The sequence below is a fragment of the Cuspidothrix issatschenkoi CHARLIE-1 genome (assembly GCF_002934005.1).
Taxonomy (GTDB): Bacteria; Cyanobacteriota; Cyanobacteriia; order Cyanobacteriales; family Nostocaceae; genus Cuspidothrix; species Cuspidothrix issatschenkoi.
Genome location: NZ_PGEM01000053.1, coordinates 34,195 through 56,893, shown reverse-complemented (window position 1 = coordinate 56,893; position 22,699 = coordinate 34,195). Strand labels below are relative to the sequence as shown.

The following is a 22,699-nucleotide window of genomic DNA, read 5'->3' as shown; positions in this document are numbered from 1 at the left end:
TCTAAAATTACAATAGTCTTGGCTAAGATTTTTGGATTTTGTGGAAAAGGTTGATTTTCCGGCTTTTTCTTCAGAACACATTTCTTATCAGTGTGTAAGAAGAAGTTATAATGAAAACGAACCACAGAGGCACAGAGGACACGGAGGTAAGAGGTTTGGGAGAGGATATGAATGAGCTTACAGGAGAAGTTATTGGGGCTGCAATTGAGGTACACCGGGTTTTGGGTCCTGGTTTTTTGGAGGAGGTGTATAAGGGGGCTCTTATTATTGAGTTTATGGTGCGGGGTATACATCATGAGGTTGAGAAGTCAATCAGTTTGACCTACAAAGGACATGAGGTGGGTTGGGGTAGATTAGATTTTTTGGTTGCAAACTGTTTAATTGTGGAATTAAAAGCTGTGCAAAACTTAGCTCCCATTCATGAAGCTCAACTTTTGTCCTACCTGAAAATCACGAACCTTTCTTTAGGTCTTCTCATCAACTTTAATGTCCCTCTCCTCAAAGACGGTATCAAACGCATCATCCTCTAACTCTTCCCTCTGTGTCCTCCATGCCTCTGTGGTTCGTTTATACTCTTGCAAAACATTACATTATCCCCCTAACTCTTACCTCTGCGCCTCTGCGATTCGTTTATACATTTATGGCATTTTTAGACAAAATTAGGATTAAATCTTGTACTGCGGGCATCTTACCCCCTAGAATCATACATATTAAAGCCAAATTCCAATTTAACGAAAGTTTATGTCGCCTTATCCTAGTTTAGTTACTGTTTCCGCACTTTTACTATATTTTGTAGTTACAATTAATGTTGGTAGAGCTAGATTCAAATATCAAGTTCCCGTACCACAAACCACAGGCAACCCAGATTTTGAAAGGGTTTTACGGGTACAGCAAAATACTTTAGAACAACTAGCTTTATTTATACCTGCCCTATGGTTGTTTTCTATATATGTTAATCCTATTTGGGCTGCTGGTTTAGGTGCAGCTTGGGTCGTGGGGCGTATTGCTTATGCTTGGGGATATTATATAGCGGCCGAAAAACGCGGGCCAGGTTTTGCCATTAGTTCTCTTAGCAGCATCGTGCTAATTCTCGGTTCACTTGTGGGTATTATTTTATCTATGCTGAAATAAACCTGGGACTGTGCATTGGTGACTGGGTTAAATTTTACCAATCACCAATCACCAATTACCCAACTAAATCGGGAAATACCTCTTGCACAGCAGGATGTACCAGATGATGATTTTGGACATTTAAACCTTTTGCTAAAGCTGGGTTAACTTCTAAAGCTTTTAGTCCCAGATTTGCTAACTGCACAGCGTAGGGTAAGGTACTGTTATTTAGGGCTTGTGTTGATGTCCAAGGTACTGCTCCTGGCATATTGGGAACGCCATAATGAACTACACCTTCATCAATATATACTGGTTTAGTGTGTGATGTAGGATGTAGTGTTTCTACGCAGCCACCTTGATCAACGGCGACATCCACAATCACTGAGCCAGGACGCATTTGTTTAACTAATTCACGAGATACTAAAATAGGTGCTTTTTTGCCGGGAATTAAAACTGCACCAATGAGTAAATCAGCGTCTTTAACAGCAGTTTCAATATGGGCGGAATTGCTGTAAAGTAATTCTACCCGCGAACCAAAGAAGGTTTCTAGGTAGGATAGGCGTTCCACATTGACATCTAAAATTTGTACTATTGCACCCATACCGACGGCGATTTTTGCGGCTTCTGTACCGACTACACCACCGCCTAAAATTACTACTTTGCCGGCTTTAACTCCTGGTATACCGCCTAAAAGTACCCCTCTTCCCCCTTGTTGACGTTCCAGGAATCTTGCACCAAATTGGACGGCTAACCGACCCGCAACAATACTCATGGGGGTGAGTAGGGGGAGTTTATTTGCTCCTGGTTGTTCTACGGTTTCATAGGCGATCGCACAAGTGCCACAATCAATTAAATGTTCTGTTAATTTCCGATCTGCTGCTAAATGTAAATAAGTAAATAACAACTGTTCTTTTTGTAAAAATTTATACTCACTAATTAAAGGCTCTTTCACCTTGATTACTAATTCCCTATTCCAGGCAGCAGAAGAATTATTAACAATTTTTGCTCCAGCTTGGCGGTAATCTTCATCCGTAAAACCCGCACCAGTACCAGCTTCGCTTTCTACAAAAATATCATGGCCGTTTTCCCGTAAAACCCGCACACTAGAAGGACTTAAACCAACCCGAAACTCTTGATCTTTAGTTTCTTTAGGAACACCTATTTCCATTGATCGCCTCTAATATTTTATTGTTTGACTTTAGCCTGACAGTCCCGATCCAATTTTGTCCGTATTCAGTAATTCAAAATGAGAAGTTTTTATTCTCTACAGCTTACATCTTGACTAATCCGCTAATATTATTAGAATAGATAAAGAATAATTAAAAATTGTTAACTTCTAGTCAGTATCCCTGGCAACTTAGTTGAAAAATCCCTGTAAATCTCCCTTCGTCAATTACACCAAAGGAATAACTGATAATGACACAACCACAACCCACTGTTAGCCCCAAATTAGAAGATCCCAAATTTGGCTTTAATGAATATGCAGAGCGTTTAAATGGTAGAGCAGCTATGATTGGCTTTATTTTAATGGTAGTTATTGAATATACTACCAATCAAGGTGTACTTACATGGCTAGGTTTAAAATAGATTGATAATTGAGGATTGTTGATATGTAGTAGAGACGTTCCCCGGAACATCTCTATGTTCGTTTGATGATGATTTGTAAGTATTCAGCTATAGCGATCGTTCATGGCCAGATCCCCCATTTCTTTTACTGACTGTGTCTATAAATCATAAATTGATCACAGAAGTCGGGGATCTTTGTACCCTATCCTCTACAATAAGAATAATTAATACCCTCTCCTTAAAAATCGCTGTTGCTAGGGTGTTAATTACCGTACTTCTTTTTTTGCCCAAGAAAATTATAATTGTGTGTGCTATTATTTGCCCTTAATGCAATAGACAAATTGTAGTTAGGATTTGCCCAAGAAATCTATACAAAAACTCTAAATGGAAGTAACTAAGCTGTGATGAATGCTGTATTACCTCGTTTTTTAAAGTCAGCCTACCGTAAAGAACCTATCATCAGTGCCTTGGTAACAATTGGTGTTGTAGATGCTTTAATTGGTGGTTTGGATGATAGTTGGTCTCTTTTTGCCTTTGGTTTAGGCACAGGAGGAATAGCCGTCGTTTTGAAATTATGGCGGATGCATCGAACTCCACCGATACCAGAAGAACCTGTAGCCCAATATTATTTACCACCTCAGCCTTCTAGTGATCCCTTACCGGTCATTAAGGTTGCCAAGAAAAAACCACGTCAGTAGTTATTAACAATGAATTTGTTAAAATTATTACTAAAATTCAGGCAGGTGAGGAACAGTGATCAAAGGTGTAGCAGTCTGATTTTAGGATTGATCATATTTGTATCTGGTCTGATGGGGCAAGATTTGAAAATGAGTTCTGCTCATGCTGATACTAATCTTATCCTCAAGCCAGAGGTGCCTAATAGTGTTGCTGAACCTCGACTGCTGCATAGTTTTGTCGCCCATACGGGTATTGTTAAATCCCTGATTTTTAGTCCTGATAGCAAAATTTTAGTTAGTGGTGGTTTAGATGGAATTCGTGTCTGGGATTTAGTCCAACAACGCCCATTATTCTTTAGCTATCAATTTACCGTTCATACCCAGATCCTCGACTTCGTGATCAATTTATTATTTATGGACACAATTAATACAAATAACTTGGGGATCTTGAGGACTCACGAACAAGTGACGGAAAAAACCAACCACTCCAGGCACAGAGGACACGGAGAAGTGAAATTTTGAGAGGTTTTTTGCGTAAGTCCTGATATTTTTACCTCACCTGAATTCTTACATTTACTTTGATTTGGGTTCAAATTTGAGATATGTTCCACCTAGTCCTTCTATAATGATTCTGGTGTTAGCAGTCATCATTTTTTGATAGGTTTCTCCATCGCTTCCTGGTTTACCTAAACCATAAATATATAATGGGCGCTCAAAAACTTTGACTTTAGCTTGTGTGGCAATGGTGGTGAGTACCTTAGACTGAGTGGTAGTATCACTAAAAATAGTTGGTACTTTAGCTTTTTTAATATCTTTAACTAAGTTTTTAACTTTTGTATCTGTCAATTTTCCGGCACTTTTCACATTAGCTAAATTACCTTGATAGGGAATACCATAAGCTTGAACATAATAAATCATAGCGTTATGGGCTGTAATTAGTTTACGATTTTTCTCAGGAATACTAGCTAATCTGACTTGAATCCACTTATTCATTTGATTGATTTCTTGGGTAATTTTTTTTGTATTTCTATTATATAAATCTTTGTTTTTGGGAAATGTTTTAATTAATTTAGTATTAATTAGTTTCACCATTTTAATGGTATTATTAGCATTATGCCAAATATGAGGCTCAACAATTTGCTGATTATTTTTAATGATTTTGATGGTATTAGTGACAGCAGTTTGAGCAACCGCAAGTTTTGGTGGGGATTTTTTCAGAGATTTAATAATTTTGTTTAAACCTGGCTCAAAGTTATAACCATGATATAAAACTAAATCAGCATTTTTAATAGTTTGAGTATCTTCTGGCATGGATTTATAATTTAATGGATTTATACCGGGAGGTATTAAACAGGTTAGGTTAATTGTATCTTGAGCAATTTGTTTTGTTAAATCACATAGGATACTATTTGTTGCGACTACTGAGGGTAAATTTTTATTAATATTATTGGTTACTATTTGGGGATTATTTATTTTATTAATGCTGGGATTATTTATTTTATTAATGTTGGGATTATTACAACTAAATAAGCCGAATATTAGGCTAAAGATAGTAGTTTTTAATAAATGTTGCATATCACAAAATTCAGGACTCAGGAGTGAAAATCTAAATCAATAAAGACACAGGGTTGCTGTGTCTCTCTAATATTTAGGGTTCTATAGGAATAATATTTGATTTATGAAATATTACGTAGGCATTGCCCAACGTAAGCGGGTTTTGGTGGGCATTGCCCACCCTACACTACTTAATATTTTATGGCTACACCAAGCAAGCTATCAAATATCATTTATGATTCCTATAATTTATTAAATGTTAACTAAAGGTAATTTACCTTGTAACATTTGGAAATTAGCTTGAACACAATTAGCACAACTGCAACCACTTGATTCTATCACTGAATGTGTGATGTTATTTACTTGTGGTGTAATTAGATCAAGATTTACGGATGTAGATTTCACCACCATCATTTGTGCATCGGGTGTAGTTTGGAGTCTGGAAGCGTGCGCTGGGTTGACTATTAATAGCACAGAGGCTAAAAACAGGGGTAAAGCAAGCAAAATGCGTTTGATTATTTTCATCTTGTTTTCCGCGAGATACCCCATCCTCAGCGAAGCAGGGTGGGGAGGGATAGCGTGTTTAATTTAATGGCTCAACGTCATTAAATTAAACATTTTCCGAGTTGATAACACGATTAAACCCGTGTTTCGCTGTATCAATCGGACTTTTTTAGCTGTACATTGTCCTAATCGTTTCCAATTAAAATCACTAACTGAAACTTGTTTTTCCGTATCTCCACTAACCCAACCGAAAAATGTTTTCTGACCTTGGGTAGCTTCTACAAAATCACCTCGCCCAACTAATCCAGAATGTCTTGGCTGAACCCAACGACTGAACAAACAGTCTTGCAGATAATCCAAACTGGGGAAGTATTTGGAAGTGCGTATCAGGATTAGTCTCAGTGAGCTAGTCAAACACGTAATCTTTGTTAATTACAAGCCCCATCCCTATTGACGGGTAGGGTTATTGACGATTCTATAAACACTGCTGCTGATACAGCATAACTAATTATTAATCCGTAGTCAGTAGTTAGGTGTCAACTGTTAGAGAATTTTTCTCCCGGTTAATATTTCTCGCACTTCTAACATGGCGGAATAGGTGGGGAGAATGTGTAAGGTTTCATGGATTGGTGTATGCTCTAAAGCAGTGGCGATCGCTTGCTGTAAATCTGGTTCTACAATTAGGTTAATATGACTTTCTACAGATGATTGACTATAGCGCAGACGTAAAGCCATATCATAGACGCGATCGCCACTCACAACCAAAGTTCCTCCCCGTTCTACTAACTTTTCTGTATCCACATCCCAAATCCAGGATACATCTGTACCATCTGGAGTGCGATCATTCAATACTAATAAAGTAGTTTTATCGCTGCTTTGAGTGACGACACGAATAGTTTCATTTGTGCCGACAGGATTTTTTGATAATAAAATTCTCACTTTTTTACCATCAATCACTAAATCTTCAGCCCGACCAAAAGCAGCTTGGAAATGATTAATTGTATCCTTAATACTAACTGCATCAACTCCTAATTCTTGGGCGGCTGTAACTGCGGCTAAAGTATTATATTTGTTGTATAATCCTACGAGAATTTGTGGCCATTCTCGGCTAAATAATGTGGGTTTACTTTTACTAAAACCACAACTAGGACAAGTAAAATCTCCCAAATGAGATAAATAAACTCCTTGATAATCTAAAGGATGACCACATCGGGGACAATAAATAGAATCAACTGCATGGGGAATGGATTCTAAATAATTTTCTGGTTCATTTAAGCCAAAGAATAAAACCCTTTGGGGTAACTGTTGTCCTAAATATGATAAAGTCGGATCATCGGCATTGGGAATAACTACCGTTGTTTCTGGTAAAGTAGAAATTACCTTTGTCCAGCGTTTACTAATAGTATCTACTTCCCCATATCTATCTAATTGATCACGGAAGAGATTTAAACAAAGAATAATTCGAGGTTTGAGGGGGTTTAAAACTTTAGGAACTATATTTTCATCAATTTCTAAAATTGCATAATCTATATTCAATTTTCCCAGAAGATTGGCATTATCTATTAAAGCAGTTGCTAAACCATTTTCTAAATTTGCTCCGGTGGAATTATGGGCGATGCGAAAACCTTTTTTTGTTAAAATGCTACATAATAGTAATGCTGTAGTTGTTTTCCCATTTGTGCCGGCAATCAGAATTACTCCATTTTTGACTTGCTGACTTAATAATTCTAAAATGCGGGGTTCTATCCGTCGTGCAATAGAACCTGGTAGAACACTAGCAGCGCCAAGACGCAGTGACCTGACGAAAAAAGTGACACTTTTTGCTATTGATACCGCAAAACCTAAGCGTAATCTATCTATAACTCTTATTTTCTGATCCACAGTCATGATTTATGAATAACCTGATAATTGTAAACAGAATTTGAACCTGCAAGTTTAACTAATTAGTGAAGATAGCATCAAAAGGACAAATCTAGTAGAGATGTTCTCTAGGAATGTATCTAGAACCAGAAATTTTTCGGAAAATAGTATGTGTTGTTGAGATGTAGTCCCACTCAGGGTTATCTTTAAAATAGTGTGTGCGTGTGATTATTATCCAACCCAGTTAATATTAGTTCAGCACAAACTTAGGAAAAATAGTAGTAAAGACAAGGTTTTTGTTGATGAATAGCATAAAGTGGCTTTTTTTACAAACTCAAATAATTACTAATTGGAGACGGTTAGTATCTAAATGCCTATTGCTGCTTGTTTGCCTATTCTTCATTACTATGCAGCCAGCTTTGGCAGGTATTAAAGATGACCGCTATGATGGCAATATTTTTGTAGTTTATGCTGGTAATGGCTCTCTAGTTCCTTCCAAAGAAACATTAGCTCAGACTTTAGCAAAACATAAACCAGCTATAGTGACATTTTACGTCGAGGATAGTAGTGATTGCAAGCAATATGCGCCGGTTGTTTCCCAGATGCAAGCTTTTTACGGACAGGTAGTAGAAATTATTCCCATTAGCGTGGATACTATTTTACCGGATCAGACCTATTCACCCACAGAACCAGGATACTATTACTCAGGGGGTGTACCCCAAGTGGTAATTTTTGACCAGTTGGGTAAGGTGGTCTTGAATGAGAAAGGTCAAGTACCTTTTGAGGAAATAGACGACAAGTTGAGAGTAATATTTGACTTATTACCCCGTACTGAGTCAGTGGAATTAAGACGACGTTCTCCGAAGGAATTTAGCAGTCAGCTAGAAGATCAATAATAGTAGGGGCGGGGTATTCCCGTCCTGGGTATTCCCTCAATTTTGAGATATTGATGATATTTTTTTTAGCGTTGTGGGTAGTCTAATGACTGGGAGGAAGGCTGTACCTTTGATCACAGCTATTTTTGATATATGGCTAATTCCAATGATTACTTCATTCAGCGCGGTAAGCAAATTGAATGCAAGAAAAGAATTGTTACATATATTTCTCTGATATCTTTTAGTGGTTCTATACTGTTTGGGGGATTTAATACTATCAAACAGGCTTGGGAAAAACCAGAGCAACCAGTAGTTCAATCTGCCGAAAGTGAGTTACAGAGACAGGTTAAGGGTTATGAGTTGGTTTTACAGCGTGAACCTAATAATCAGATGGCTTTAGAGAAGTTATCTATTATTCGGTTAAATTCAGGGGATAATCAAGGAGCGATCGCATTACTGGAAAAATTATCACAACAACATCCAGATCGGCAAGATTATAAAACTTTATTGACGAATGTGCAAACAAAAACAAGACAGAGTAATCACCCTTAGAGTTAACTCAATTTTGTTCACAATATAGCTCAGACGGATATAATGCTATACTCTATCATAAGGGAAACAAAGCTATTCTTCCAAAATGGGAAATTATGGATACTCTTAAACTTGATCTTTCCACGCAGTTACCAGATCATACTCAATTACCCTGTGAAGATGGAACAATAGTGAAGAATTTTCAAGAGCATCCCCAAAGTATTTTATTAACTGAATCTATTTGGTTAAAATTACAAGATATTCACCCAGATAAACAATTTTGTATAGGACAAGATAGCGGTATTTATTGGCGAATTACAGACCCACCAGAGAAGGGAGCAGAAGCACCAGATTGGTTTTATGTTCCTGATGTGCCACCAACTTTAAATGGTCAAATGCGCCGTTCTTACGTATTATGGCAAGAATTGGTAGCACCTTTAATTGTCATTGAATTTGTATCAGGAAACGGTAAAGAAGAAAGAGACGAAACTCCCTATCAGGGAAAATTTTGGGTCTATGAAAAAGCAATTAGAGTACCTTTTTATGGCATTTATGAAGAAAAGAAATCATCTTTAGAATTATATCATTTAGTTGAGGGAGAATATTATTTAATGTCACCTAATGAAAGAGGTCATTATGTAATTGCAAAAATGGGTGTTGAATTAGGTATTTGGCAAGGAATATATAAAAATGTAGAATTGCCTTGGTTACGCTGGTGGGACTTAGAAGGTAATTTATTATTAACAGGACAAGAATTAGCTGAACAGGAAAAACAACGGGCTGATAAATTGGCGGCAAAATTAAGAGAGTTAGGAGTGGAAGTTGATGATTAAGCACGAATTGTTAAAATGAAAAAAATCTTAGCAACTTATGGAGATTTTGCTCAATGAAAACTTTTGTTAAATGGACAGTTAGCGACTACCATAAAATGATTGAATCAGATATTTTAACAGGTCGTAATTGCGAATTAATAGCTGAAGAAATTATAGAAATGAGTCCAGAATTGCCTGATCATTATAATACTGCCAAAAGAAGTGTAAATTATTTAGCAAATCTTTTACAAGGTAAAGCAGATGTGCGGTTTAATGGTCCAATTACTTTATCTAATTCTGAACCAGAACCTGATATTGCGATCGTTAAATTACCTGAACACAGATATAATCAACACCATCCATATCCCGATGATATTTTTTGGTTGATTGAAGTTGCTAATACGAGTTTAAGCAAAGATTTATTAATTAAAAGAAAAATCTATGCCCAAGCGTAAATAGCTGAGTATTGGGTTATCAACCTACCAACGCAAGAATTAATAGTTTTTCGTAACCCTAACAAGGGGAATTATTCACTGGAAATAAAATGGCAAGAACCGATAATTAATTTATTAGCTTTTCCTAATATTGATATTATTATTAGTCAGATGTTAAATTAAAAAATATGGTTCTACCGATCCCCTTACGGAGAAGAATATTAATTTAATTTTTGTAGGTTGGGTAGAACGAAGTGAAACCCAACATTAGCGATAGGATACCAAGGGGTGTTGGGTTTCCTTTGTCAACCCAACCTACAATAAATGTTGTTTTACATAAAGAGAACGGTAGAGCCAAAAATATCAATTAAATTTTTGTTCACAGTCATATAGTTAGGAAAAGTAGAATCTATGAATAATCCCATTAACAATGATAAATTGGCGGCAAAGTTGCGAGAATTAGGGGTAGAACTAGATGGGTAAACGATGCTTTATTTTTTTAAGAAAAGGGTTTGCTGATGTTAATTGTAAAGATTTATTTCAAGAAATTTTTACGTATTTAGGAGATGATAGATTTTTGGAAGTTGTGGGTATTCTACGGATATGGGGGTAATTTAAGGATGGATAACTACAGCAATCGCTTTAATGAATGGAGAAGTTGGTTAAGCTGCATCCAAATAGACAGGATTATAAAACTGCTTTGGCAGATGCTAAAAAGAGGGAAGGGAAATAATAGAAATATTAAAGTTTACAAAATTACTGAGTTAAGTAGGTTGGCGTTAAAAATTGTCGTTATGACAAGGGAACAGGGAATAGAGAAAAGGTTTTAGGCAACTTTACTTTTCGTTACATATTTCGGTTTTTTTCTGTTCACCTACTTATCTTCTGAATTATTATTTCGTAAACATACAATCTATAATTTTGAGCCTGTTAGCTATCCTTTAACAATGATTCGGGAGCAAAAAATTAGAGTTAAAAAAGAAGGTAATATTGGAGGTGCTTGTTTTTTAATTCCCAAGCGTACACAAGAAATTTTAGGCTATTGGTGTGAAGATTATGGACTATATGGTTTTGAAGATGTTGACTACAGCTTTAGAGTACAACTTTTAGGACTACTCAATGCTTACATGGAAGATGAAGATATTGGAATTCATCTACCTGCTGGAAAAGCGCCAATCATAGATGGCATAACTTGGAATGCTAGTGATGGTGTAGAGGAGGTTAGATATAAAAAATATCGTGCTTTTAAAGATTCACAACTTAAAGATGCTGTTGTTACTGGAATTATCAGAAAAAGATTTGATGATTATATTAATGGCAAGTGTTCTTTGTATCAGGACTTACGCAAAATAGAACGAAAGTAGGGGTAATTCATGAATTACCCCTACGAAAGAATCAGGTTTTTGATTGCTTTGTGCGTAAGTCCTATGTATGTTACGACAAGTAGCTTACAATTAACTAAAAGCTACAATATTCAACAACAAAACCAATCTATGGAAAATAAGTTTAAATTTTTGAATAGCCAGTCTCATTTACAGCAATTACGCATAGATTTAGGATGTGGACTCAATAAACCTAATGGATTTGTTGGTGTGGACTTATGTCCCGGCTTAGGTGTAGATATTGTTGCCGATCTGAGTCAAAGGTTTCCATTTGAAGATAGTAGCGTAGACGAAATTAGGGCGCATGATGTTATTGAACATCTGCCAGACCGAATTCACACCATGAATGAGATTTGGAGAGTTTGTAAGCATGGCGCAAAAGTTGATATTCGTGTACCGTCTACAGATGGTAGAGGCGCTTTCCAAGATCCAACTCATATCAGTTTTTGGAATATTAATTCTTTTCTATATTATTGTAATGAATATCCTGCTTATCTAGACCTTTGTAGAAGGTATGGATTTAAAGGTGAGTTCAGTGCTGTGCGTCTTGAACATGAAGAATCTCCTGGCAAAGTAATTCATGTAATTGCAGGATTAACTGTAGTTAAGCAAGATTCAAATTTCAATAAACAGCCAATTTCAGAAAATATCCAAGTTGTCCAAGAATATCAAAGATTAGTTCAGGAAAATGAGTATCTGAAATTCCTATTTTCCGCTCATTCATACTTCCAAGAAATCGGTGAAGCAGATAATTACTACCAATACTTACAGAAATCTCTTGATTACCTACACACATCTATATTCAATAATCCTGAATCGGAATTATGGCATGAAGCAGCTAAAAATTTCACTCAGATTGCTAATTTCATCCCTGTCTACTTCAATGAGGTCAATCTAAAAGATATCTATGTTAAACGTGCAGAAATAATAGAATATTTTCTGAAACTCAATGGTGATGAAATTTATTATGAATTTCCAGATAGACCTATAAACAGAAAAAAAATCCGGCTTGGTATTCTAGCAACACATTTTACACCCTCAGCAGAAACTTATGCTTATCTTCCTGTTTATGAATATATCAGCCGAGATTTTGAAGTTATCTTGTACTCTCTCAGCCAAACTAGCCATCCACTAGAACAATATTGTCAACTTTCTGCTAATGCCTTTAGACTGCTACCACAAGAATTGTCAGCACAGGTTAATATGATTCGTGGTGATGATGTAGATATCTTATTTATAGCTACCAACGTCACCGCAGTCACTAATCAAATCTGCCTGTTAGCAACCCATAGATTAGCAAGAATACAAGTTACTAGCGGTGGTTCTGTAGTGACAACAGGAATGAGAAACATAGATTATTATATTTCTGGTACATTAACTGATTCATCACCCACAGCACAAGATCAATATCAAGAAAAGTCAATCAAATTAGAGGGTTCAGCCCATTGTTTTAGTTATGGAACTGAAGAAGGAAAAATCACCAACCCAGTAGAACGGAATAATTTAGGTATTCCCGAAGATGCTTTTGTTTTCATCTCCTGTGCTAACTACTTTAAAATAATTCCCGAATTAGTGGAAGCATGGGCAAAAATTATTTCTCAAGTACCAAATTCAGTTTTAGTGCTATTACCATTTGGTCCCAATTGGTCAAATAATTATCCCAAGCTACAATTTATCAATCATCTCAATTCCATATTTATCAAATATGGGTTAGAAACTGAACGCTTAATAGTATTAGATCCTCAACCAGTCCCAGAACGAGAGGAGATGAAGGAATATTATAAAATAGCAGATGTCTATTTAGATTCTTTCCCATTTTCAGGAACAACTTCCCTAATAGAACCACTACAGGTTAATTTACCAGTGATAGCAAGACAGGGAAATTGTTTCCGTTCTGCAATGGGAGCAGCAATGATCCAAACATTGAATATTCCTGACTTAGTAGCAGATAGTGAAGAAACTTATATCCAATTAGCTGTTACACTAGGTAATAATCCTGAATTACGGCAACAAAAAAGCGACGAAATTAAAGCAGCGATGCAGAATAATCCTAGTTTCCTGGATAGTCGCTCTTACTCCGCTAAAATGGGTAATATCTTTCAGACAATATTCACTAATTATCTGTTAGAAAATCTAGAAAATCGCCTGAGACTGAGAGATATTAACTTAATAATTTTTCCTGATTGGACACAATCAGAAGATGAACTAGGATTTGAGTTACAGCAACTAATTTATGCATTAGCAAATCATCCTGAAAATGAAAAAATTACCCTGATTATCCATACAGGTAGTATTACTACTGAAGATGCGGAAATGTTTTTATCTAGCGTAGCCATGAATCTGTTAATGGAAGATTTAGATATTACCGATACTATAGATATCTCTTTAGTAGATAAGTTAGGGAATATGCAATGGCAATCTTTATTATCTCGCATTTATGCCAGAATTATTTTGAATCATGAAGATGCAAAGACTTTGGAACAAGCATCTGTAGGAAATCTAAAAAATTATCATCTAGATACTTTAATCAATAAACTATAGTGCAAGATTCATGAATAAATAGGACTAATCTCTTACTACAAACTTTTTTGGAGTCAGCATTTTAGTCCTTAAAATTTAATCAATTGTTGAATACTGTAAATTTATGTTAATCTCTAACCATTAAATTTAGACAAGTTATTATAATCATAATTATTTTATACACAATGTAATTTGAGGTGAGACTCCACAAAATTATACAGCACTTCCCATTCTTATGAGGTACAATACCAGAAATTAACAAACCAAGGCTTAAATTATTCTTTAAATATTCTGTAGCTTCATCTTAATTTGGCATTACTCAAAAAATTATCAGCATAAAATAGGTGCAAAATGACTTCATTCAATATTAAAGAACAAGCATTACTACATTTTAATCAAGGTAATTATCAACAAGCAATATCATTATATGAGGAGTATCTAACAACAGATAATATAGACTTGGAGGTTTCTATCTATTTATGTTTGGCGTTGCTCCTAGAAAATAAAGACGAACTATCTCAAAATATTCTATCATCAATAGAATTATCTGAAGACATAGCTATTCAAGTTAATTTCTACAACCAACTATTAGATATAGCTGCAAAAACTGCATTTCAATTGTTTCAAAAAAAAGATATTATTCAAGCAGAAAAATTATATTTGTTTATCAATAATCTTGATTCTAGTTATGCAGATTCTTATTTAGGATTAGGAATGATCAAGTTTCAGCAAAATGAATTTAATTTAGCTATTGACTACTTACAAATATTCATTGACTTAGAACCTCAAGAGCATATAGCCTACTATTACTTAGGACTATGTTACAAAAATCAGAACGAATGGGATAAAGCTATCTTTAATTTAGAAACAGTAATTAAACTTAATCCTCAATTTGGTCAAGCCTATCATGAACTAAGTTTCTGTTATCTTCAGAATCATAATTTTTCTCAAGCTATTAACAAGAGCCAAATTGCAATAGAGCTAAATCCTAATCTGGCAGAAGCTTACTGTAATTTAGGTATTTGTTTACAGCATGAAGAGAAAATTGAAGCAGCTATTATTCAATTTCAGAAAGCTCTTATTATAAATCCTGATTTAAGTGAAGCTCTTAATAATTTAGGAGCTTGTCTACATGATATAGAACAATATCAAGAAGCTATTCCTTACTTGAAAAAAGCAGTTGAAATTAATCCTAATTTAGTAGAGGCTTATTATAATTTAGGTTCTTGTCTGCAAAAAGAAAATAATTTTCAAGATATAATTGGATTATACGAAAAAGCTATTAATATTGATAAGAATAATGCTAAGGCTTACTTAGGATTAGCAATTGGGTTGCTAAAAATCAGTAATGATACTAATAAAGCAGATTTCAGAGAAAAAGCAATTAAATATCTTAATAAGTCGCTAGAACTTGAACCTAACTCACCTGAAGCTTACTGCCGATTAGCAACTTGTTTCTATCAAAAAGGACAAGTAGAAGAAGCTATTAAATTATGTCAGAAAGCTATTGAATATCAACCAGATTTTTCTCTAGCATATTATAATCTAGGGATTTGTAATAGATATCAAGCAAATATTAAACAAGCTCTTTTGAACTTTGAAAAAGCACTAGAGTTAAATCCAAACGATAATGTCACAAAGCATTTGATAGAAACTATTACAGAATGTGAAAAATCTGGGTATTTTCCCCAACTTCAACAAGGTGATAATGCTTGGGATGCAATGTTATTTAAAGATAATAGCTACTATCGCTTATTTTACCTCACCGGAAGTAGCCAGTCTAGACCATTTTGGACAGTTGGAGAAATTGCCAGTGCTATTTCTTATGACTTAAAAACATGGGAATATCAAGGAGTAATCATTAAACCTAATCTAGATTTAGATTGGGCAAATGCTCGCATTTTAGCAGGTAGTGTTTATAAAGAGAATGGAATATACTATTTCTTTTTTGCTGCTTCATCATCGGAAAATATCCTTCATGAAATAATAGCTTTAGCGACTTCCTCTGATGGTATTAATTGGGAATGGAAACAAGAACCTTTTCTAGAGCTTCATTCTAGTTACTATTCGACTCGTCCTAGTTTCCATGAGGGTATGACATTAACCCATTATCCTTGGCGAGATCCTTATATTGTACAAGAACCGAGTACAGGGAATTATTATATGTTTTTTACTGCTAATTCTCCTAATCCTAATTCTATCTATCAAGGATGTATAGGTTGTGCTGTTGCAGATAGGATTGATGGTAATTATACACTTTTAGCACCCGCAACCTATCCTATAATTGAAGATATAGGAGAAGGAATTTATTTAGAAATGGAACGTCCTCAAGTTATCTATAGAGACGGCAAATATCATCTCTTTTTCTCCGTTGGCTCTGAATTTATTAATCCTAAGTGGTTAGAGCAATTAGAAATGGAGGAAAGAAAAACAGTAGCAATAACACGTTGTTCATTGCATTGGTATACTGCCGATAATATCACAGGACCATTTACAGCAGTAGGTAAAATTCCCATAGTTCAAGGTAGTCCTGAAACTGGATTATATGGAACAAATTTCATGCAAACATTAGATGGTGAATGGTTCGCTTATGGTTGTTATTTTTGGAGTAAAACATTAGAAGTACATCCTCGTTTTCCTGTTGTTTGGAATGAGGAAAAGCTGGAGATATTAATTAATTATCATGAATCTCCTATGGCATAAGTTTGTAATAAATAATTTCGTGTTCATTTATTTTCAGCTATCAATATAACTTTGCCACATCTGCTCATAAGCATTCTCCATATTACGAGTAAACTGTTTACCATTCCATAATGGTGCAGTTTGACGAGATTTCAATAATTTCCAGTGAATATCTTTCCTTAGTTCAGCATCCTTACCTAACTGTACACCCCAGTTAATATACTCCTCATCATTCCAAGCAATACCTTCTGTAATACCAGCATTCATCATCATAGTGTAACTATTACGGGCTGAAAATTGCTCTCCTACTTTAGTAACTAAAGGTACACCTAGCCATAAGGTTTCCATAGTTGTGGTTGCACCATTATAGGGATAGGTATCTAATACCACATCTGCAATTTGCAGATTAGCACGATGAATGGCTGATGAGGGTACTTTATTTAAAAATCTTAATCTTTCCTTACTTACTCCCTCCTCTTCTGAAATTTGTTCAAAAAATTCTCTCACCACACCGACATCTTTATTAATATCCTTAATTAAAAAATAACTATTGGCTACTTCTTTGAGAATTTTCATTTGTAACCGCACATTATCAGGGTTACGTTTGTAACCAGCTTGGGCGCTAAAGTAAATTACCGCATCATTAGGTATTTCTAAACCTTTTCGAGTTAAAGTCGGTACACCAATTTCAAAACCATCTACAGCTAAATAAGTATTTGGTAAACGCCAAATTTTCTCACTGTAATATTCTTGGGCATATTCTGGTAAGACATGATTATCAGCAAGATAATAATCTATGGTGGGTATTCCTGAGCCATCCCAACCTAACCAAGTTACCTGAATTGGTGCTGGTTTTAATGCCATTGCTTCACAGCTAATATCTGCTGTCATGCTATCTAAATCTATTAAAATATCTATTTCATCTTGATGAATTGTTTCCGCAATTTCTATACCATCTCTACCTAATTTTCTCACATGATCTGAATTTTCTTCATACCAATCCTGTAAAAAATCCTGAATACGAGAACGATAAGTAACAAGATATGTATAAATTTCAAATTTTTCTCGATTATGGTGTTGATATAACCACCGCGTTAACCACCCCACAGAATGTTCTCGCAAACAATGGGAAAGATAACCTATTTTTAATCGTTTTTTAGATGTTTTAATTCTTCGAGCATTAGCTTGTGAATAACGATTATATTGTTCTTGAGCATAGATTTGAATACTTTTTTGGCAAACTTGCAAAACTTGATTATGCAAAAATCTGTTTTCTCTAGGTGTATCACGAATATACGGTAAATAATAGGTACAGTTTAATAACCGATAAACTCTGGTTCTCTGTAAATTAGGTTGTTCTTCAATTAGCTGACGTAAATAACTTTCATATTTTTCAATCACTGGTAGAGCTTCATCCCAACGTCCTCCAGAACGGAGAAAACCCTGCAACAACATGACATAAGCATTAATAAAGTCATTAGTATTCTCAGCTAAATCACATATTTGTTTACTAATCTCAATACCTTGATCAAAATCACCCAATTCATAATAAAAAGTGGCTAAATGACTCAAAACTTCGGAAATGACTGCTGAGTTAGGATAATTAATTTCTACAGCTAATTGGCCATATTTAATAGCTAAATCAAATCTATGTCCTGTATAAGCTGCTTCTGTAGCAGTTAACATTACAATATGAGTAAGTTGTAAATTATCTAGATAAGCAATACAAGCTTTAGGAAAATCTAATACCCAGGGATCAAACCAAATTAATTTTAATGTTTTTTCTAGGACGGTAAATAATAGTGCCTGATCTATTTCTCCAATTTCAGAATTTAAAATTTCGATAATTCCTAATTCATGAAAATTGTCTTCTGTAAGATTTTCTAATTCTAGTGATAAATTAATTATTTCTAGAATATTGCTAATATCTCCAGGATTAAGTTCTCGAAGATGTTGACGAATTACCCAAGCAAATTTATATACTTTTAACTCTTCCTGTCTTCGCGCTTCTGTTTGTAAAACTTCGATTAATTCATAAGTCCATTGTTCAATTTCTGCATCTTCTCCATCAAAAACTGCTAACATCCAAGCTGTTTGTGCTTCTGCTTCTTTTCCTTGTAGAAGTAAGGATAATCCTAAATACCAATGATATTCTTTAATTTCTGGTTGCTGATTAATTAATTCTTGATAGAGTGTTGCGGCTTGGAAATACTCACATATTTGAAAATTTCTCACCGCTTGTTTTTTTAAAGATTCAAGATTATTCATAACCATGACCACTAAAAGTAGTAAAAATAAAAAGTAGGTAAAAAATACCTACTTTTGTTTGATATTAACAAATTATTTCTAAATAATGGATTCAAAGTTTCAGCAACTTTTAAATCCATTTTACACAACTGACTAATCAATTGGTTTGAAATCACCTATACAAGTAGGTGCTGTTGAATCAGCAGCAGCAGAAACACTTGCACCACCAGCAGCATAAGCACCAGCATCTTTTTTCTGACATAGAATAGCTGTTGTTGTTGTTGCACCACCAGACTGGATTAGGTCAGTAACGCCAATAAATGCTCTTAAGTTAACACTGTTCTTGGGATCTGCAACGTTATGTACGGCAACAGAAGCACCAGCAGCATCCAGGTCAGTACCAGTAGTAGTCTTAAGGCTATAAGTATAATTCGTTGTTCCAGTAGCGATACCTAGTCCCATTAATTCAATGCTGGTGGCAAATTTTTGGTTTTCTAAGTAGAATGTTTGTTGACCACGGTTCATAGAACCAGCATATTGTTTACCTTCAGATTCCCGTGCTTTGTTGGCTTGGTTTAAGAAGGAAGGTAGAGCAATAGCGGAGAGAATACCGATAATAATGATTACAACTAACAGTTCAATTAAGGTGAAACCTTCGTTATCTTTCTTTTTGTCTAAGAGGTGTTGTAAGAATTTTGCTTTCAGTTCGTTTTTCATAGTAGTTTTCCTTGCGGTGGGGTGTTGTTTGTTTCTTTATGCAAATAACTTACCCACTCTTGATCAATTTCATATCACCTCCCAGAAAAAATATTTTTCCTTAGAAATAAAAAATGGCTGAAAAAGCTGATAAATAAACATTTCATCTCATTTTATTTTTTCTATCAGTGCAAAAATTACGCCGCTAATTATGCTATCCTAGATTATGCGTAGTCATTATGAGTATAGATAAAAATATGGCTAACCCCACAGTGGAAAACTTGGTTATTATCGGTTCTGGTCCTGCTGGATATACGGCCGCTATCTATGCGGGAAGAGCGCATTTAAAACCTGTTGTGTTTGAAGGTTTCCAACTGGGGGGTTTTCCAGGAGGACAACTCATGACAACTACGGAAGTGGAAAATTTTCCCGGTTTTCCTGAAGGTATTACCGGTCCACAACTGATGGCTAATATCAAGGCACAGGCGCAACGATGGGGGGCGCAATTATATACTGAAGATGCGATCGCTGTTGATTTAAGTCAGCGTCCTTTTATCATTCGTTCTCAAGAAAGGGAAGTCAAGGCACATAGTTTAATTATCGCTACAGGTGCAACGGCTAAACGCTTAGGTTTACCTAGTGAAAAGCAATTTTGGAATCGGGGGATTTCCGCTTGTGCGATTTGTGATGGTGTTATCCCTATGTTTCGCGGTGTGGAGTTGGTGGTAATTGGTGCAGGTGACTCCGCCGCAGAGGAAGCTATTTATTTAACTAAATATGGTTCTTTGGTGCATTTATTAGTCCGTTCTGAGAAAATGCGGGCTTCTAAAACTATGCGAGATCGGGTTTTACATCATCCGAAAATTAAAGTGCATTGGTATACAGAAGCGGTAGATGTGGTTGGTAAAGAAACAATGACGGGTTTACAAGTCCGTAATAATCAAACTGGGGAAGAAAGCACAATTGCCGCTAAAGGCTTATTTTACGCCATTGGTCACAAGCCCAATACAGACCTATTTCAAGGGCAATTAGAATTAGACAAGGTAGGATACATCACCACTAAAAATGGTGGCGTGGAAACGAGCTTAGAGGGTGTATTTGCCGCCGGTGATGTCCAAGACCATGAATTTCGTCAGGCTATTACGGCGGCGGGGACTGGTTGTATGGCGGCGATGTTGGCGGAAAGATGGTTATCAGCACAGGGTTTAATTCAAGAATTTGATTTAAGTTCACCAGCAGAAATACCAGCAGAAACGCAGATCACAGAAATAGTCACAGAGTTTAATTTACAGATCACACGCCATGAAGGTGGTCATGCTTTAAGAAAATTATTTCATGAGAGCGATCGCTTGTTAGTGGTGAAATATATTGCTCCTAGTTGTAGTCCTTGTCATGCTCTCAAACCCATATTAAACAAGGTGATTGATGAGTTTGATGGTAAAATTCATTTTGTAGAAATTGATATTGACAAAGATCGAGAGATTGCGGAAAATGCTGGCGTGATTGGTACACCAACAGTACAGTTATTTAAAAATCAAGAATTAGTGCAGGAAGTGAGGGGCGTGAAGCAAAAAAGCGAATATCGGCAATTAATAGAGAGTAATATTTCATGAATAGGCAATAGGCAATACTTCGACTTACTTCGACCCTTCGACTAGCTCAGGGCATCGCCAGATCAGTACAAGTCGCTCAGTAACCAGAGGCAAGAGTGGGGACTTCAGTCCTAAAATGAGGAATAGATTCCTCACTACCAAACCTAATCTGCTTTAATTTATTCGCCTGTACTTACTTAACTATTTTAACAATGCCGCTAAACTTCCGCATCTAATTCTGTTTCATGTCAAAAATAATACAAATGGCAAAGTGCAATGCTAAACCCCTAGGATAAATTCATAAGTGTGATGATTAGGACTTACCCAACTGGAACATTGGTAGGGTGCGTCAGATATGAACAATCTGTTTATTGGCAGGATTTATGCAGTCTGACGCACCCTACAACAGATTTACTGACTAATGATAAACTACGGTAATATATCACTACTTTCTAACTCGGTTTTGTCTAGACTTTCTTTAACCCGGCGAATGGGTAAATTAGCGATTAAGGCCGTTGCCCGTTGATTGCTTTCAAGGGAAAACTCCAAACCATCTGTTTCTATTTCTACATAGCGACAAACGATTTCTAGGATTTCCTGGCGGATTTTTTCCAAGGTTTGGGGGTCTAAGTCGGCACGGTCATGGGATATCACCACTTGCAAGCGACGTTTAACATCATCGCGGCTGTTATCGGGACTACGAACAAATAGTTTTTCTAAAATTTCAAGGATCATTGCAGGTATGTGTAAGGCAGAAGAAACTGGGAGGCTAATTAAACAATCTTCGACCACAACATTTTTCTCAAGCGAGAGAAAATGCCGTTGTTAGATGAGTCAAGGTCAAGAAACTCGACAGTTTCCCCTTCCAATCTCCGAGCAATGTTCTCAAAAGCAATGGCAGCTAAAGAAGGAGTTTCTGATAATACTAAAGGTTCGCCACGGTTTGTAGAGACAATCACACGCTCATCATCGGGGATTACTCCTATGATGGGGATAGCGAGAAGTTCCTGAACATCATGTACAGACATCATATCATTTGCCTGTACCATTGCTGGTCTAATTCTGTTAACTATTAAGTTAATCTTTTTTACACCTTGGGCTTCCAGCAATCCGACTACACGGTCAGCATCGCGGACTGCGGAAATTTCGGGAGTGGTGACAATGAGGGCTTCTTTAGCGGGTGCGGTGGCATTTTTAAATCCCATTTCAATTCCCGCCGGACAGTCAATCATCACATACTGATACTTTTGGGCTAGGGCATTGACTAATAGTTTCATTTGATCCGGTGTGACGGATTCCTTATTGCGATGTTGGGTAGCTGGTAATAGTACCAAATTTGGTTGTCGTTTGTCTTTAACGAGGGCTTGTTCTAAACGACATTCTCTAGCTAGGACTTCCACCGCAGTATAAACAATGCGATTTTCTAGTCCTAGTAGTAAATCTAAATTTCTCAGACCAAAATCTGCGTCAATTAAGGCTACTTGCTTACCAATTTTGGCTAAGGCCATACCCAAATTAGCGGAAACTGTGGTTTTACCGACTCCTCCTTTACCGGAGGTAATGACAATAATGCGAGTCATGATAATGGGTTGATGAAACTTCAGGAAACAACTATAGCAGGAGGCAGAGGGCAGGAGGCAGTGGTTCGGCTTACTTC

Annotated in this window: 23 protein-coding genes; 14 read left to right on the top strand and 9 right to left on the bottom strand. The window is 36.0% G+C overall.

The window, feature by feature from the left end:
- Window positions 1-110 precede the first annotated feature (110 nt).
- Together CUN59_RS08380 and CUN59_RS08375 are read left to right on the top strand one after the other, a co-directional pair.
- Complete coding sequence (locus CUN59_RS08380) at window positions 111-530, top strand: GxxExxY protein (protein WP_104387411.1); 420 nt, start codon at window positions 111-113, stop codon at window positions 528-530.
- Window positions 531-741: 211 nt separating this feature from the next.
- Window positions 742-1,131 (top strand): MAPEG family protein, encoded by a 390-nt coding sequence (locus CUN59_RS08375; protein WP_104387410.1) that lies wholly within the window; start codon window positions 742-744, stop codon window positions 1,129-1,131.
- A gap of 55 nt (window positions 1,132-1,186) precedes the next feature.
- On the opposite strand, the gene ald is transcribed toward CUN59_RS08375, so the two are convergent.
- A complete protein-coding gene (gene ald / locus CUN59_RS08370; RefSeq protein WP_104387409.1) occupies window positions 1,187-2,278 on the bottom strand; it encodes an alanine dehydrogenase in 1,092 nt (363 codons plus the stop codon).
- 248 nt (window positions 2,279-2,526) lie between these two features.
- Between ald and CUN59_RS21075 the strand changes: the two genes are divergently transcribed.
- From CUN59_RS21075 to CUN59_RS22430, 3 genes are all read left to right on the top strand, one after another.
- A complete protein-coding gene (locus tag CUN59_RS21075; RefSeq protein ID WP_133164010.1) occupies window positions 2,527-2,697 on the top strand; it encodes a CAB/ELIP/HLIP family chlorophyll-binding protein in 171 nt (56 codons plus the stop codon).
- A 383-nt stretch (window positions 2,698-3,080) separates the two neighbouring features.
- A complete protein-coding gene (locus tag CUN59_RS08365) occupies window positions 3,081-3,374 on the top strand; it encodes a hypothetical protein (protein WP_104387408.1) in 294 nt (97 codons plus the stop codon).
- A gap of 129 nt (window positions 3,375-3,503) precedes the next feature.
- Window positions 3,504-3,875 carry a WD40 repeat domain-containing protein gene (locus CUN59_RS22430; protein WP_306460508.1) on the top strand — a complete coding sequence of 124 codons (372 nt, stop codon included), beginning with the start codon at window positions 3,504-3,506 and terminating at the stop codon, window positions 3,873-3,875.
- Between the two features lie 51 nt (window positions 3,876-3,926).
- On the opposite strand, the gene CUN59_RS08355 is transcribed toward CUN59_RS22430, so the two are convergent.
- Window positions 3,927-4,928 (bottom strand): metal ABC transporter solute-binding protein, Zn/Mn family, encoded by a 1,002-nt coding sequence (locus CUN59_RS08355; protein WP_104387407.1) that lies wholly within the window; start codon window positions 4,926-4,928, stop codon window positions 3,927-3,929.
- 103 nt (window positions 4,929-5,031) lie between these two features.
- Here CUN59_RS08355 and CUN59_RS22295 point away from each other — a divergent pair, with 103 nt between their 5' ends.
- Window positions 5,032-5,163 carry a hypothetical protein gene (locus CUN59_RS22295; RefSeq protein WP_279327293.1) on the top strand — a complete coding sequence of 44 codons (132 nt, stop codon included), beginning with the start codon at window positions 5,032-5,034 and terminating at the stop codon, window positions 5,161-5,163.
- Here the strand turns inward: CUN59_RS22295 and CUN59_RS08350 are convergent.
- From CUN59_RS08350 to CUN59_RS08340, 3 genes are all read right to left on the bottom strand, one after another.
- Entirely contained in the window at window positions 5,160-5,432 is a 273-nt protein-coding gene (locus CUN59_RS08350; protein WP_104387406.1) for a hypothetical protein, read from the bottom strand. The two genes, CUN59_RS22295 and CUN59_RS08350, sit on opposite strands and share 4 nt — an antisense overlap.
- Window positions 5,433-5,495: 63 nt before the next feature.
- The gene (locus CUN59_RS08345; RefSeq protein ID WP_243406897.1) at window positions 5,496-5,750 is read right to left on the bottom strand and encodes a hypothetical protein; all 255 of its coding nucleotides are present in this window, start codon (window positions 5,748-5,750) and stop codon (window positions 5,496-5,498) included.
- Between the two features lie 204 nt (window positions 5,751-5,954).
- A complete protein-coding gene (locus CUN59_RS08340) occupies window positions 5,955-7,298 on the bottom strand; it encodes a Mur ligase family protein (protein WP_104387405.1) in 1,344 nt (447 codons plus the stop codon).
- 275 nt (window positions 7,299-7,573) lie between these two features.
- Here CUN59_RS08340 and CUN59_RS08335 point away from each other — a divergent pair, with 275 nt between their 5' ends.
- The 7 genes from CUN59_RS08335 to CUN59_RS08300 all read left to right on the top strand — a co-directional run bounded on the left by CUN59_RS08335 (window position 7,574) and on the right by CUN59_RS08300 (window position 16,528).
- Window positions 7,574-8,167 carry a thylakoid membrane photosystem I accumulation factor gene (locus CUN59_RS08335; protein ID WP_104387404.1) on the top strand — a complete coding sequence of 198 codons (594 nt, stop codon included), beginning with the start codon at window positions 7,574-7,576 and terminating at the stop codon, window positions 8,165-8,167.
- 132 nt (window positions 8,168-8,299) lie between these two features.
- Window positions 8,300-8,698 carry a tetratricopeptide repeat protein gene (locus CUN59_RS08330; protein WP_104387403.1) on the top strand — a complete coding sequence of 133 codons (399 nt, stop codon included), beginning with the start codon at window positions 8,300-8,302 and terminating at the stop codon, window positions 8,696-8,698.
- A gap of 95 nt (window positions 8,699-8,793) precedes the next feature.
- Complete coding sequence (locus tag CUN59_RS08325; RefSeq protein WP_104387402.1) at window positions 8,794-9,510, top strand: Uma2 family endonuclease; 717 nt, start codon at window positions 8,794-8,796, stop codon at window positions 9,508-9,510.
- Window positions 9,511-9,563: 53 nt separating this feature from the next.
- The gene (locus CUN59_RS08320) at window positions 9,564-9,944 is read left to right on the top strand and encodes a Uma2 family endonuclease (RefSeq protein WP_306460507.1); all 381 of its coding nucleotides are present in this window, start codon (window positions 9,564-9,566) and stop codon (window positions 9,942-9,944) included.
- A gap of 926 nt (window positions 9,945-10,870) precedes the next feature.
- Window positions 10,871-11,287, top strand: a complete 417-nt coding sequence (locus tag CUN59_RS08310) for a glycosyltransferase family protein (RefSeq protein ID WP_207765387.1) — start codon at window positions 10,871-10,873, stop codon at window positions 11,285-11,287.
- Window positions 11,288-11,296: 9 nt separating this feature from the next.
- A complete protein-coding gene (locus CUN59_RS08305; RefSeq protein ID WP_104387400.1) occupies window positions 11,297-13,846 on the top strand; it encodes an O-linked N-acetylglucosamine transferase family protein in 2,550 nt (849 codons plus the stop codon).
- Between the two features lie 330 nt (window positions 13,847-14,176).
- Window positions 14,177-16,528: a tetratricopeptide repeat protein gene (locus tag CUN59_RS08300; RefSeq protein WP_104387399.1), complete on the top strand. Its 2,352-nt coding sequence runs from the start codon at window positions 14,177-14,179 to the stop codon at window positions 16,526-16,528.
- A 33-nt stretch (window positions 16,529-16,561) separates the two neighbouring features.
- Here CUN59_RS08300 and CUN59_RS08295 read toward each other — a convergent pair whose 3' ends face one another.
- Both CUN59_RS08295 and CUN59_RS08290 read right to left on the bottom strand, forming a co-directional pair.
- A complete protein-coding gene (locus CUN59_RS08295) occupies window positions 16,562-18,775 on the bottom strand; it encodes an O-linked N-acetylglucosamine transferase, SPINDLY family protein (protein ID WP_104387398.1) in 2,214 nt (737 codons plus the stop codon).
- A gap of 132 nt (window positions 18,776-18,907) precedes the next feature.
- Window positions 18,908-19,471, bottom strand: a complete 564-nt coding sequence (locus tag CUN59_RS08290; protein WP_104387397.1) for a type IV pilin-like G/H family protein — start codon at window positions 19,469-19,471, stop codon at window positions 18,908-18,910.
- Window positions 19,472-19,707: 236 nt separating this feature from the next.
- Here CUN59_RS08290 and trxB point away from each other — a divergent pair, with 236 nt between their 5' ends.
- Window positions 19,708-21,063 carry a thioredoxin-disulfide reductase gene (gene trxB, locus CUN59_RS08285; protein WP_104387422.1) on the top strand — a complete coding sequence of 452 codons (1,356 nt, stop codon included), beginning with the start codon at window positions 19,708-19,710 and terminating at the stop codon, window positions 21,061-21,063.
- A 408-nt stretch (window positions 21,064-21,471) separates the two neighbouring features.
- Here the strand turns inward: trxB and minE are convergent, their stop codons facing one another.
- Both minE and minD read right to left on the bottom strand, forming a co-directional pair.
- Complete coding sequence (gene minE, locus CUN59_RS08280; protein WP_104387421.1) at window positions 21,472-21,777, bottom strand: cell division topological specificity factor MinE; 306 nt, start codon at window positions 21,775-21,777, stop codon at window positions 21,472-21,474.
- A 38-nt stretch (window positions 21,778-21,815) separates the two neighbouring features.
- The gene (gene minD, locus CUN59_RS08275; RefSeq protein ID WP_104387396.1) at window positions 21,816-22,622 is read right to left on the bottom strand and encodes a septum site-determining protein MinD; all 807 of its coding nucleotides are present in this window, start codon (window positions 22,620-22,622) and stop codon (window positions 21,816-21,818) included.
- Window positions 22,623-22,699: the final 77 nt, after the last annotated feature.

What these genes read in the sequence shown, in the direction of transcription:
- CUN59_RS08380 (WP_104387411.1), top strand. Translation starts at nt 111, where the DNA reads ATGAAAACGAACCACAGAGGCACAGAGGACACGGAGGTAAGAGGTTTG.
- CUN59_RS08375 (WP_104387410.1), top strand. Translation starts at nt 742, where the DNA reads ATGTCGCCTTATCCTAGTTTAGTTACTGTTTCCGCACTTTTACTATAT.
- ald (WP_104387409.1), bottom strand. Translation starts at nt 2,278, where the DNA reads ATGGAAATAGGTGTTCCTAAAGAAACTAAAGATCAAGAGTTTCGGGTT.
- CUN59_RS21075 (WP_133164010.1), top strand. Translation starts at nt 2,527, where the DNA reads ATGACACAACCACAACCCACTGTTAGCCCCAAATTAGAAGATCCCAAA.
- CUN59_RS08365 (WP_104387408.1), top strand. Translation starts at nt 3,081, where the DNA reads ATGAATGCTGTATTACCTCGTTTTTTAAAGTCAGCCTACCGTAAAGAA.
- CUN59_RS22430 (WP_306460508.1), top strand. Translation starts at nt 3,504, where the DNA reads ATGAGTTCTGCTCATGCTGATACTAATCTTATCCTCAAGCCAGAGGTG.
- CUN59_RS08355 (WP_104387407.1), bottom strand. Translation starts at nt 4,928, where the DNA reads ATGCAACATTTATTAAAAACTACTATCTTTAGCCTAATATTCGGCTTA.
- CUN59_RS22295 (WP_279327293.1), top strand. Translation starts at nt 5,032, where the DNA reads ATGAAATATTACGTAGGCATTGCCCAACGTAAGCGGGTTTTGGTGGGC.
- CUN59_RS08350 (WP_104387406.1), bottom strand. Translation starts at nt 5,432, where the DNA reads ATGAAAATAATCAAACGCATTTTGCTTGCTTTACCCCTGTTTTTAGCC.
- CUN59_RS08340 (WP_104387405.1), bottom strand. Translation starts at nt 7,298, where the DNA reads ATGACTGTGGATCAGAAAATAAGAGTTATAGATAGATTACGCTTAGGT.
- CUN59_RS08335 (WP_104387404.1), top strand. Translation starts at nt 7,574, where the DNA reads ATGAATAGCATAAAGTGGCTTTTTTTACAAACTCAAATAATTACTAAT.
- CUN59_RS08330 (WP_104387403.1), top strand. Translation starts at nt 8,300, where the DNA reads ATGGCTAATTCCAATGATTACTTCATTCAGCGCGGTAAGCAAATTGAA.
- CUN59_RS08325 (WP_104387402.1), top strand. Translation starts at nt 8,794, where the DNA reads ATGGATACTCTTAAACTTGATCTTTCCACGCAGTTACCAGATCATACT.
- CUN59_RS08320 (WP_306460507.1), top strand. Translation starts at nt 9,564, where the DNA reads ATGAAAACTTTTGTTAAATGGACAGTTAGCGACTACCATAAAATGATT.
- CUN59_RS08310 (WP_207765387.1), top strand. Translation starts at nt 10,871, where the DNA reads ATGATTCGGGAGCAAAAAATTAGAGTTAAAAAAGAAGGTAATATTGGA.
- CUN59_RS08305 (WP_104387400.1), top strand. Translation starts at nt 11,297, where the DNA reads ATGAATTACCCCTACGAAAGAATCAGGTTTTTGATTGCTTTGTGCGTA.
- CUN59_RS08300 (WP_104387399.1), top strand. Translation starts at nt 14,177, where the DNA reads ATGACTTCATTCAATATTAAAGAACAAGCATTACTACATTTTAATCAA.
- CUN59_RS08295 (WP_104387398.1), bottom strand. Translation starts at nt 18,775, where the DNA reads ATGAATAATCTTGAATCTTTAAAAAAACAAGCGGTGAGAAATTTTCAA.
- CUN59_RS08290 (WP_104387397.1), bottom strand. Translation starts at nt 19,471, where the DNA reads ATGAAAAACGAACTGAAAGCAAAATTCTTACAACACCTCTTAGACAAA.
- trxB (WP_104387422.1), top strand. Translation starts at nt 19,708, where the DNA reads ATGGCTAACCCCACAGTGGAAAACTTGGTTATTATCGGTTCTGGTCCT.
- minE (WP_104387421.1), bottom strand. Translation starts at nt 21,777, where the DNA reads ATGATCCTTGAAATTTTAGAAAAACTATTTGTTCGTAGTCCCGATAAC.
- minD (WP_104387396.1), bottom strand. Translation starts at nt 22,622, where the DNA reads ATGACTCGCATTATTGTCATTACCTCCGGTAAAGGAGGAGTCGGTAAA.